Below are 10,558 nucleotides of genomic sequence, written 5' to 3'. Positions count from 1 at the left end.
TCTCAACACCAGCGATCTGCATCGCTCTCTTCAGCAGAGCCTTGCATTGTAGCACGTTTTTTAACGGTCTTGCAAAACTCTGGAAGCTTCACTTTTCAGACATTTGCGTGTCATCGAGTGCAGGGGCGCAATTCTAGCACCAAAACTTGGCGGATGACTGGCGTCATCCGCCAAGTTTTTTCAAGCCGCCGCCAAGGCCTGTTCCAGAGCGTCGACGAAGAGGCTGGCCACGTCGCAGCCGGTCTGGTCATGGATCTCCTGGAAGCAGGTGGGGCTGGTCACATTGATCTCGGTGATGCACTGGCCGATGACATCGACACCGGCCAGCAGCAGTCCACGCTCCATGAGGAGGGGACCGATCTCTTCGGCCATGGCCTTGTCGTGCTGGCTCAGAGGCTGGGCCACGCCCTTGCCGCCCGCTGCCAGGTTGCCGCGCACTTCGTTGCCCTGGGGAATGCGTGCCAGGCAATAGGGAACAGGTTTGCCGCCGATGACGAGCACACGCTTGTCGCCCTCGGTGATCTCGGGCAGGAATTTCTGCACCATGACGCTGCTGGCACCGCCCTGGTTCAGGGTTTCGATGATGCTGCCCAGGTTGCGGCCGTCGGCGCCCACGCGGAAGATGCCCATGCCGCCCATGCCGTCCAGCGGCTTGAGGATGATGTCCTGATGCTCTTCATGGAAGGCGCGGATGTCCTGCGCGCTGCGCGTGACCAGGGTCGGGCCGATGAATTGCGGGAATTCGAGGATGGCCAGCTTTTCCGGATGGTCTCGCAACGCCCTGGGCTTGTTGAAGACCTTTGCGCCTTCGCGCTCGGCCTGTTCCAGCAGGTGCGTGGAGTAGAAGTATTCGGAATCGAAGGGCGGGTCCTTGCGCATGAGGATGGCATCGAAGCCCGCCAGCTCCTCCAGGCCTTCCTTGGAGATTTCAAACCACTGCCGGGCATCTCCCGTGAGCTGGATGTGCCGCACCTGGGCGACGACCTTGCCGCCGCGCTGCCAGGAAAGCTGCCTGGGTTCGCAGGCCACGATGGAGTGGCCGCGCCGCTGCGCCTCGCGCATCATGGCGAAGGTGGTGTCCTTGTAGGTCTGGAACGATTCGAGCGGATCGGCGACGAAGAGGATTTGCATGGGTTGTGTGCAGAAGGCGGCGGCCCGTGCCTCGCCTGTATGGGAGGCGGAAGTGGGGTGCCCGGGCCTGGGCCGCGTATCAGTCAGCCCGTGCACGTCGGTAATGTTGCACAAATAGCGCCAGGCTGCCCGCGACCACGCCCCAAAACGCCGAGCCGACTCCGGCTATCACCACGCCGCTGAGCGTCACCAGAAAGGTGATCAACGCAGCCTCCCTGTGTTCCTCCCCCTTGAGAGCTGTCGCCAGGCCGCTGCCTATGGAGCCCAGCAGGGCCAGTCCCGCTATGCAGACCACCAGTTCCTTGGGGAAGGCGGTGAGCAGTCCCGTGACCACGGCGCCGAAGATGCCGATGACTATATAGAAGAGGCCACAGATCGCCGCCGCCGTGTAGCGGCGGGATTTGTCCTCATGGGCCTCGGGGCCCATGCAGATGGCAGCGGTGATGGCACTGAGGTTGAGCGCGTAGCCACCGAAGGGGGCCAGCACCAGGGTGGCGATGCCCGTCATGCTGATGATGCGGGAGATGGGCAGGTCGTAGCCCGTGGCACGAATGACGGCCACGCCGGGCAGGTTCTGCGAGGCCATGGTGACGACGAACAGGGGCAAGGCCAGGCTCACCAGGGCGGGCACCGAGAACTGCGGCATGGTGAAGACTGGCCAGGCAAGGCCTGCATGCACGGCGGACCATTGCATTTGCCCGTTGAGCGCCACCCAGGCGATGGAGGCCACCAGCGTGGCGATGACCGCATAGCGCGGTGCCAGGCGGCGCGACAGCAGATAGGTCAGCAGCATGACCAGCACCAGGGGCAGCGCATCCCTGGCGGCGGCAAAGGCCTGCATGCCGAAGTTGGCCAGTACGCCCGCCAGGAGGGCGGCAGCGATTTCCATGGGGATGCGGTTCATGACGCGCTCGAACCAGCCTGTGGCTCCCACCAGGATGATCAGCCCCGCGCTGATAATGAAGGCGCCAACGGCCTCGCCCATGGAAAAGCCCCCCGCAAGCCCTGCCGTGGCAAGGACGGCTGCGCCTGGCGTGGACCAGGCGACCATGACCGGCATGCGCAGTATCAGCGAGGGCAGCAGAGAGCACAGGCCCATGCCCAGTCCCAGCGCCCAGATCCAGGACGTGATCTGCTCGGGCGTGGCATGGAAGGCCTGGGCGGCCTGAAAGACCAGGGCCACCGAGCTGGTGAAGCCCACGAGCACGGCCACGAAGCCGGCTGCGAAGGCAGAGGGACTCAAGTCACGGAAAAAGCGCATCGCGCGATTCTGTCACCACAGCCGCCGACCGTGCGATGCGCTGGCGACGCCTACAGCTCGATCTTGGAGCCCAGCTCCACCACGGAGTTGCTGGGCAGGTGCAGGAAGTCGGAGACACGGCTGGCGTTGCGGTGCATCTGGGCAAACAGCTTTTCGCGCCAGGGCGCCATGCGGTGGCTGATGCGCGGGATGATGACATCGCGCGACAGGAAGTAGCTGGTCTCCATGGCGTCGAGCTGGCAACCCCGGGGGCGCAGCAGGGACAGTGCCGCCGGCACGTCCGGTTCGTTCTTGAAGCCGTAGTTGATGATGACCTGCCAGCAGTCGCTGCCCAGCGCCTCGATCTCGGTGCGCTTGTCCAGGCCCACCCAGGGAATTTCATGGTTGCGCACCGTGACGAAGATGTTCTGGTTGTGCAGCACCTTGTTGTGCTTGAGGTTGTGCAGCAGGGCGTTGGGTACGGTGCCCGGTTCGCCGGAAAGAAAGACGGCCGTGCCCGTCACGCGCGCCGGCGGATGGCGCCAGACCGATTCGAGGAAGCTCTTGAGGTCGATGGCATCGGCCTGCAGCTTTTCGTGCAGCAGCTCGCGGCCCTTGCGCCAGGTCATCATCAGCGAGAACACCGTGCCGCCAATCAGCAGCGGGAACCAGCCGCCGTCGAACAGCTTGAGCAGGTTGGACGAGAAGAAGGCCAGGTCCACCAGGAAAAAGAATCCGGTGGCCGCGATGCACAGGGCCAGCGGGTAGTTCCAGCGGTAGCGGATCACGAAGAAGGTCAGCGTGGTGGTGATCAGCATGTCCAGCGTGACCGCAATGCCGTAGGCGGCCGCCAGGTTGCCGCTGGAGCGGAACAGCACCACGGCCAGCGCAATCGCCACGAACAGGCTCCAGTTGACCAGGGGCATGTAGATCTGGCCGGTCTCGCGCACGCTGGTGTGGCGCACTTCCAGGCGCGGCAGATAGCCCAGCTGTATGACCTGGCGCGTGACGCTGAAGGCGCCCGTGATCAGGGCCTGCGAAGCGATGACCGTGGCCATGGTGGCCATCAGCACCAGGGGCAGCAGCGCCCAGGCCGGGGCCATCATGTAGAAGGGATTCTTCACGGCGGCCGGGTTGGCCAGCAGCAGCGCACCCTGGCCGAAGTAATTGAGCGTGAGGGCAGGCATGGCCACGGAGAACCAGGCCAGGCGGATAGGCTTCTTGCCGAAGTGGCCCAGGTCAGCGTAAAGCGCCTCCGCCCCGGTCACGCACAGCACGACGGCGCCCAGGATGATGAAACTGGTGCCGGGGTTGTCCCAGATGAAGCGCACTGCGAAGTGCGGGCTGATGGCCGCCAGGATTTCGGGATGGCCCGCGATCTGGTGCACGCCCAGCGCTGCGATGGTGGCAAACCAGACCAGGGTGATGGGGCCGAAAAACCGACCGATCCCCGCCGTGCCGTGCTTCTGGAACCAGAAAAGCAGGAAGAGGATCACCAGGGTCAGCGGGATCACGGCCTTGGTGAAGTGCGGAGAGACCACTTCCAGGCCTTCGACGGCCGAGAGCACGGAGATGGCCGGCGTGATCACGCCATCACCATAGAACAGCGAAGTGCCGAAGATGCCGATGAGCAGCAGCACGTTGCGCAGGCGGGGCTTGTCCTTGACGGTCTGCGAGGCCAGGGCCAGCATGGCGACCAGGCCGCCTTCGCCGTTGTTGTCGGCACGCAGCACCAGGACCACGTACTTGAGCGAGACGATGACCGTCAGGGTCCAGAACAGCAGCGACAGGACGCCGTAGATGTTCTCCTGGGTGAACGGCACATGGCCGGAGCCGAAGACCTCCTTGACCGAATACAGCACGCTGGTGCCGATATCGCCATAGACCACGCCGATGGCGCCCAGGGTGAGCGCGGCCAACGAAGATTTGGTTTTCTGCACAGGTCTATGCGCCGTCCCGTGGGGAGATGGCTTCAGTCAATTGAAATGCCGGCATTGTCCGCTGTCCTGATGACGAGCGCATCGGACAGCACCCCGATCAGTCGTAGATTTCCGCGTTGGGGTTGGTCGCCTCCAGCTCATAGCTGGCCGCCAGCATGGCGACCCGGGCCACCACGCCGTACATGTAGAAGCGATTGGGCATGCTGGCACCCGGGCGGGCGCCGATCTGGGGCAGCTGGGTGCTGTGCTGGAAGGCCAGCGGCACGAAGCCGGCACCGGGCGCGTTGAGGTTTTCGTCCACATCGCGCTCGGGATGCATGCGGTAGAAGCCGCCGACCACGTAACGGTCCATCATGTAGACCACGGGCTCGGCCACGGCGTTGTTCATGCGCTCCTGGGTGAGCACGCCTTCCTGGATGATCACGTCGTGCACGGTCTGGCCGTCCTTGATCATGCCCATCTTGTTGCGGCTCTTGCGCGGCAGCTCGGCCAGTTCCTTGGCGTCGCGCACGGTCATCACGCCCATGCCATAGGTGCCGTTGTCGGCCTTGACGATGGCAAACGGCTTTTCCTTGATGCCGTACTCCTTGTACTTGCGGCGCACCTTGGCCAGCAGCACATCGACCTGTTCGGCCAGGCCTTCCATGCCCACGCCATTGGCGAAGTCGATGCCTTCGCTGCGCCCGAACAGCGGGTTGATCAGCCAGGGATCGATGCCCAGCAGCTTGCCGAAGCGCTTGGCCACTTCCTCATAGCTCTGGAAATGGCGGCTCTTGCGGCGCACGCTCCAGCCTGCATGCAGGGGGGGCAGCAGGTATTGCTCGTACAGCTCCTCGACGATGCCCGGGACGCCGGACGACAGGTCGTTGTTGAGCAAGATGGTGCAGGGATCGAAATCCTTGAGACCGATGCGGCGCTTGCTGCGGATCACCGGCTCCAGCGTCACCGTGTCGCCATGCGGCAGGGTGACGGTGGTGGTCTTCTTGACATCGGGGCTGATGGAGCCGATGCGCACGTTCAGACCGGCCATGTTGAAGATGCGCTTGAGCTGCACCACGTTGGCCAGGTAGTGCGTGTTGCGCGTGTGGTTCTCGGGAATGATGAGCAGATTGCGCGCTTCGGGGCAGATCTTCTCGATCGCCGCCATGGCCGCCTGTACGGCCAGCGGCAGCATTTCGTCGGTCAGGTTGTTCCAGCCCCCGGGAAAGAGGTTGGTGTCCACGGGTGCGAGCTTGAAACCGGCGTTGCGGATGTCCACCGAGCAATAGAAAGGCGGCGTGTGTTCCATCCATTCGAGCCGGAACCAGCGCTCGATCGCCGGCATGGAGTCGAGGATGCGCTGCTCAAGCTCGTTGATCGGGCCGGTCAGGGCCGTGATGAGATGTGGAACCATAAAGACCCTCTGGGTACGACGGTGGGGGGCAATTGTAGAGATTGGACCATGGTCTAGGTGTTTTCCCCAGTCTTTGCAGCGTCAGCGGCGCCAGAAAGCCGGCGAAAGCAAGGCCATGAAGCTGAGGATTTCCAGGCGCCCCAGCAGCATGGCCAGGGTGCAGACCCAGGTCTGGAATTCGGTGAGCACAGCATAGTTGGAGGACGGGCCCACCGCGCCCAGGCCCGGCCCCATGCAGTGCACGCTGGCCAGCACGGCGGAGAAGGCGGTCACCGGGTCCAGGTCGGTGAGCAGCAGCACCATGCTGAGTGTGATCACGGTGGCGCCATAGACCAGCATGAAGGCCAGCACCGAGAAGATCATGCGGTTGTCCACCACGCCGGTGCCCAGCCGCACGGGCTGCAAGGCGCGCGGATGCGCGAGCCGCGTGAGTTCACGCCGCGCCTGCTTGAGCAGGATGAGCATGCGCACCATCTTGATGCCGCCGCCCGTGGAGCCCGCACTGGTGGCCACACCCGACATCAGCAGCATGAGCACGGGCGCAAAGACGGGCCAGCTCAGGTAGTCAACGGTGGTGAAGCCCGTGGTCGTGGCCACCGAGACCACGTGGAAGATGCCATAGCGCAGCGCCTCGACAGGCCCGTACACGCCCTTGGCCCACAGCAGCAGCGCGACGATGAGCCCGCCGCCCAGCAGCACGGCCAGCGTGGCGCGCATTTCGGGGTCGCGCCAGAAGCCGTCCCAGCGGCCCTTGCGCATGGCCACGAAGTACAGCGCGAAGTTGCAGCTGGCCAGCAGCATGAAGACCAGGGCGGTCAGTTCGATCAACGGCGAGTCGAAATACGCAAAGCTGGCGTCATGCGAGGACAGGCCACCGAGGCTGACGGTGGCGAACATGTGCATCAGCGCATCCAGCGGCGACATGCCTGCCGCCCAGAAGGCCAGCAGACAGGCCAGCGAGAACACGCCGTACACGCCCCACAGGCCCTTGGCGGTCTCGGTCACGCGCGGCGTCAGCTTGGTGTCCTTGATGGGGCCAGCGGCTTCGGCACGGAACAGCTGGGCGCCCCCCACGCCCAGCAGGGGCAGGATGGCCACGGCCAGGATCAGGATGCCCATGCCGCCCAACCATTGCAGGAAGGTGCGCCAGACATTGATGGACACGGGCAGCGCATCCAGCCCCGTGAGCACGGTGGCGCCGGTGGTCGTCAGGCCCGAGACGGCCTCGAAATAGGCATGGGTGAAGCTGATGCTCAGCCCCACATGACCCATGCCCAGCACCAGGGGCAGCATGGCGCACAGCGGCAAAACCACCCAGACCAGGGTGACGAGGATGACGCCGTGGCGCGGCTGCAGCTCGCGCCGGAAGTGGTCCAGGCCTATCCACAGCGACAGCCCCGCCGCCGCCGTGATGCCGATGGCCCAGGGGTAGATGCGCCAGATGCCGTCGTCGGTGAACCAGGACACTGCAAAGGGCAGCAGCATGGACAGCGCAAACATGACCATGAGCATGCCAAGCACGCGCAGGACGGGTAACAGGTCGCGCATGGTGTCGGCTCAGAAGAAGGTGGCGCTGACGCGAAACAGGTTCTCCACGTCCCGTACCAGCCGCTTGTGGGGCAGGAAGAAGATCACGTGGTCGCCGCTCTCGATCACGGTGGTGCTGCGCGGGATGATGACCTCGGGCTCGGCACCGGCCGCGATTTCGTCGGCCGGCACGCCTTCGGGTATGCCGCGCACGATGAGGCCGATGTGGGCATCCTCGGGCACGCGCAGGTCCTCGACCTTGCGGCCGACCACGCGCGAGCTTTTGCGGTCGCCGCGCGCCACGATCTCCAGCGCCTCGGCCACGCCCCGGCGCAGGCTGTGCACGGCCTGCACGTCGCCGCGGCGCACATAGGCCAGCAGTTCGCCAAGCATGGCCTGGGCCGGCGACAGCGCAATGTCGATCTGCGTGCCGTGCATCAGGTCGGCGTAGGCACGCCGCGTGATCAGCGACAGCACGCGCCGCGCGCCCATGCGTTTGCCCAGCAGGCTGGCCATGATGTTGTTCTCATCGTCGTCGGTCAGGGCCAGGAACAGGTCCACGTCCTCCACGCTTTCATCGGCCAGCAGGTCCTCGTCGGTGGCATCGCCGTGCAGCACCAGCACCTCGGCCGGCAGCAGCGAGGCCAGGTCCTGGCAGCGCTGCTCGTCGGGCTCGATGATCTTGATGTGGAAGCGGCCCGGCACGCGCGACAGCTGCAGCGCCAGGCGCTGGCTGACCTGGTCACCGCCGGCGACCATGATGCGGTAGACCGGGCGCGAAGGCCGGCCGGCAGGCTGGTGGATGGCACGCAGCACCTCGGCCACATGCTCGCGTGCGGCCAGGATGAAGACCTCGTCGCCGGGCTCGATGCGCGTGTTGCCGTCGCAGCGGACGAAGCGGTCGGGCTCGTCCAGGAAACGCCGGTAGATGGCCACGATGCGCATGGCCAGCTCGGGCATGCAGTCGCGCAGCTCGCCGATGTGCTTGCCGACGGCGGGGGCGCCGTCGCGCGCGCGCACCGAGGCCAGTGCGGCCCGCCCGCCCGCGAAGGCACGCACCTGCATGGCTTCGGGAAACTCGATGAGCTTGCTGATGTAGTTGGTCAGCGATTCCTCGGGGCAGATGATGCGGTCGACGCCAAAGCCTTCCTTGCCCAGCAGCGCCTCGTCCTCGCCAAAGCCCGAGGAGCGCACGCGCGCGATGCGTGTGGGAATCTCGAACAGGACCTGGGCCAGCTTGCAGCACACAAGGTTGGTTTCGTCGAGCGCGGCGCAGGCGATCAGCAGGTCCGTGTCCTTGGCGCCAGCCTCGGCCAGCACATGGGGATCGATGCCGCTGCCCACGACGCCACGCAGGTCGAAGCGCGACTCCAGCTCGCGCAGGCGCCGTGCGTCGGTGTCGATCACCGTGATGTCGTTGCGTTCGGACACCAGGCTTTCTGCCACGCTGTAGCCCACACGGCCGGCGCCAAGAATGATGATTTTCATGGATTCATTGCAGTGCTGCGGTGCCGGCGCCGGGCATTCCGGCGCGCAGCACGGCTCGGTCAGGTGCGGACTTCGCCTTCACCCAGCACCACGTATTTGAGCGAGGTCAGACCTTCGATGCCCACAGGACCGCGCGCATGGAACTTGTCGGTGCTGATGCCGATTTCCGCGCCCAGGCCGTACTCGAAGCCATCGGCAAAGCGCGTGCTGGCATTGACCATGACGCTGGCCGAGTCCACTTCGCGCAGAAAGCGCTGGGCGTGCATATGGTCGCGCGTCAGGATGGCGTCCGTGTGGTGGCTGGAGTAGCGGTTGATGTGGGCGATGGCCTCGTCCACGCCGGACACGATCTTGACGCTGATGATGGGCGCCAGGTATTCCTCGCTCCAGTCCTGCTCGGTGGCCTCGGCCAGTTGAGCACCGGCCACAGACTTCAGGATGGCCAGCGATTCGGGGCAGCCGCGCATCTCCACACCCTTGGCGGCGTAGATGGCGCCGATCTTCGGCAGGAATTCGGCGGCCACGCCGCGCGCCACCAGCAGGCTTTCACTGGCATTGCAGGGGCTGTACTTGTTGGTCTTCGCGTTGTCGGCCACCTTGACGGCCATGGCGATGTCGCAGGGATCATCGACATAGGTGTGGCAATTGCCGTCCAGGTGCTTGATGACGGGCACCTTGGCCTCGCGGCTGATGCGCTCGATCAGGCCCTTGCCGCCGCGCGGGATGATGACGTCCACGTAGTCGGGCATGGCGATGAGCTGGCCCACGGCCTCGCGGTCCGTGGTCTGCACCAGCTGCACGCCGTGCTCGGGCAGGCCGGCTTCGGCCAGCGCCCTGGCGACGAGGGCAGCCAGCGCCTTGTTGGAGTCGATGGCCTCGGAGCCGCCGCGCAGGATGCAGGCGTTGCCGCTCTTGATGCTGAGGCTGGCCGCCTCGATGGTCACGTTGGGGCGGCTTTCGTAGATCATGCCGAACACGCCGATCGGCACACGCATCTGGCCTACGCGGATGCCGCTGGGCATTTGCTTCATGCCGATGATCTCGCCGATCACATCGGCCATGGAGGCCAGCTGCTCACATCCCTGGGCACAGGTTTCCAGCACCTTGGGCGTAAGGCGCAGGCGGTCCACCATGGGAGCGGACAGGCCGTTGGCCACGGCGCGGTCGAGGTCACGGGCGTTGTCGGTCTGCAACGGCTCCACGTTCTCCCGCAGCAGGCGCGCCAGCGCCAGCAGGGCGCGGCTTTTGACGGCAGCCGAGGCTCGGGCCATCTGGGCGGAGGCCACTTTGGCCTGAACGCCCAGGTTGTGGGTGTATTCGACGATATTGAGCGCGTTCATTCCGAGATTCTCGCCGAGTTGCGCCCATTTGCGCACCGAGAGCGGGCATGCCCCGCGCCAACATGCGGCTGGGATGCGGCTGGGATGCGTCCTCGCACGGCCAACAGAGGGCAAACCCCGCGTTCCGGCGGCCGGCAGGATGTCGCGGCCACCCTACACTGCTGCCCAGTACGCAGAGGTTTTCCCGCCATGTCCACCAGCCACGACACTCTTCTCGCCGCCCAGCAGCTCGCACAGTTGCGCGCGGGCTTCGCCCAACTGGCACAGCAGCAGCTGCCGGCCGCCGTGCTCGGGCAGCAGGCCAGGGCTTCCTCGGAGTTGCTGCAGGCCCTGCCGCCGCGCTACGGCGAAGTGCTGCTCAATCTGCTGGACCGATTGGAGTCCAGCGCGCTGTTCAGCGAGGAAAGCTGCTCCTTCAGCCAGAAGGACCTGCTGGACAACCTCGAGACCTGGGCCACCAAGGCCCAGGCGCAGCTGGAAAAGACGAGCTAGGAACGGG

General features: G+C 65.3%; 8 protein-coding genes. 1 reads left to right on the top strand and 7 read right to left on the bottom strand.

Going from position 1 to position 10,558, the window contains the following annotated elements; translation table 11 throughout:
* Positions 1-180: 180 nt before the first annotated feature.
* The 7 genes from gshB to ACF8ME_RS11360 all read right to left on the bottom strand — a co-directional run bounded on the left by gshB (position 181) and on the right by ACF8ME_RS11360 (position 10,059).
* The gene (gene gshB, locus ACF8ME_RS11390) at positions 181-1,131 is read right to left on the bottom strand and encodes a glutathione synthase (RefSeq protein WP_016454229.1); all 951 of its coding nucleotides are present in this window, start codon (positions 1,129-1,131) and stop codon (positions 181-183) included.
* A gap of 79 nt (positions 1,132-1,210) precedes the next feature.
* The gene (locus tag ACF8ME_RS11385) at positions 1,211-2,392 is read right to left on the bottom strand and encodes a benzoate/H(+) symporter BenE family transporter (protein ID WP_017404050.1); all 1,182 of its coding nucleotides are present in this window, start codon (positions 2,390-2,392) and stop codon (positions 1,211-1,213) included.
* Between the two features lie 50 nt (positions 2,393-2,442).
* Complete coding sequence (locus ACF8ME_RS11380) at positions 2,443-4,311, bottom strand: potassium transporter Kup (protein WP_026062036.1); 1,869 nt, start codon at positions 4,309-4,311, stop codon at positions 2,443-2,445.
* A gap of 97 nt (positions 4,312-4,408) precedes the next feature.
* Positions 4,409-5,704 (bottom strand): glutamate--cysteine ligase, encoded by a 1,296-nt coding sequence (gene gshA, locus ACF8ME_RS11375; protein ID WP_012207794.1) that lies wholly within the window; start codon positions 5,702-5,704, stop codon positions 4,409-4,411.
* Between the two features lie 81 nt (positions 5,705-5,785).
* A complete protein-coding gene (locus tag ACF8ME_RS11370) occupies positions 5,786-7,252 on the bottom strand; it encodes a TrkH family potassium uptake protein (protein ID WP_392416443.1) in 1,467 nt (488 codons plus the stop codon).
* A 9-nt stretch (positions 7,253-7,261) separates the two neighbouring features.
* Complete coding sequence (gene trkA / locus ACF8ME_RS11365) at positions 7,262-8,719, bottom strand: Trk system potassium transporter TrkA (protein WP_016454226.1); 1,458 nt, start codon at positions 8,717-8,719, stop codon at positions 7,262-7,264.
* 59 nt (positions 8,720-8,778) lie between these two features.
* Entirely contained in the window at positions 8,779-10,059 is a 1,281-nt protein-coding gene (locus ACF8ME_RS11360) for a glutamate-5-semialdehyde dehydrogenase (RefSeq protein ID WP_016454225.1), read from the bottom strand.
* A gap of 189 nt (positions 10,060-10,248) precedes the next feature.
* Here ACF8ME_RS11360 and ACF8ME_RS11355 point away from each other — a divergent pair, with 189 nt between their 5' ends.
* On the top strand, positions 10,249-10,551 hold the full coding sequence (locus tag ACF8ME_RS11355) for a hypothetical protein (RefSeq protein WP_016447204.1): 303 nt from the start codon (positions 10,249-10,251) through the stop codon (positions 10,549-10,551).
* Positions 10,552-10,558: the final 7 nt, after the last annotated feature.

The organism is Delftia sp. WSY_7 (genome assembly GCF_043104845.1).
In the GTDB taxonomy this organism is placed as follows: domain Bacteria; phylum Pseudomonadota; class Gammaproteobacteria; order Burkholderiales; family Burkholderiaceae_C; genus Comamonas; species Comamonas tsuruhatensis.
Note: the sequence above shows the minus strand (reverse complement) of the source record. Positions and strands in the feature narration are given on the sequence as shown.

What these genes read in the sequence shown, in the direction of transcription:
- gshB (WP_016454229.1), bottom strand. Translation starts at nt 1,131, where the DNA reads ATGCAAATCCTCTTCGTCGCCGATCCGCTCGAATCGTTCCAGACCTAC.
- ACF8ME_RS11385 (WP_017404050.1), bottom strand. Translation starts at nt 2,392, where the DNA reads ATGCGCTTTTTCCGTGACTTGAGTCCCTCTGCCTTCGCAGCCGGCTTC.
- gshA (WP_012207794.1), bottom strand. Translation starts at nt 5,704, where the DNA reads ATGGTTCCACATCTCATCACGGCCCTGACCGGCCCGATCAACGAGCTT.
- ACF8ME_RS11370 (WP_392416443.1), bottom strand. Translation starts at nt 7,252, where the DNA reads ATGCGCGACCTGTTACCCGTCCTGCGCGTGCTTGGCATGCTCATGGTC.
- trkA (WP_016454226.1), bottom strand. Translation starts at nt 8,719, where the DNA reads ATGAAAATCATCATTCTTGGCGCCGGCCGTGTGGGCTACAGCGTGGCA.
- ACF8ME_RS11360 (WP_016454225.1), bottom strand. Translation starts at nt 10,059, where the DNA reads ATGAACGCGCTCAATATCGTCGAATACACCCACAACCTGGGCGTTCAG.
- ACF8ME_RS11355 (WP_016447204.1), top strand. Translation starts at nt 10,249, where the DNA reads ATGTCCACCAGCCACGACACTCTTCTCGCCGCCCAGCAGCTCGCACAG.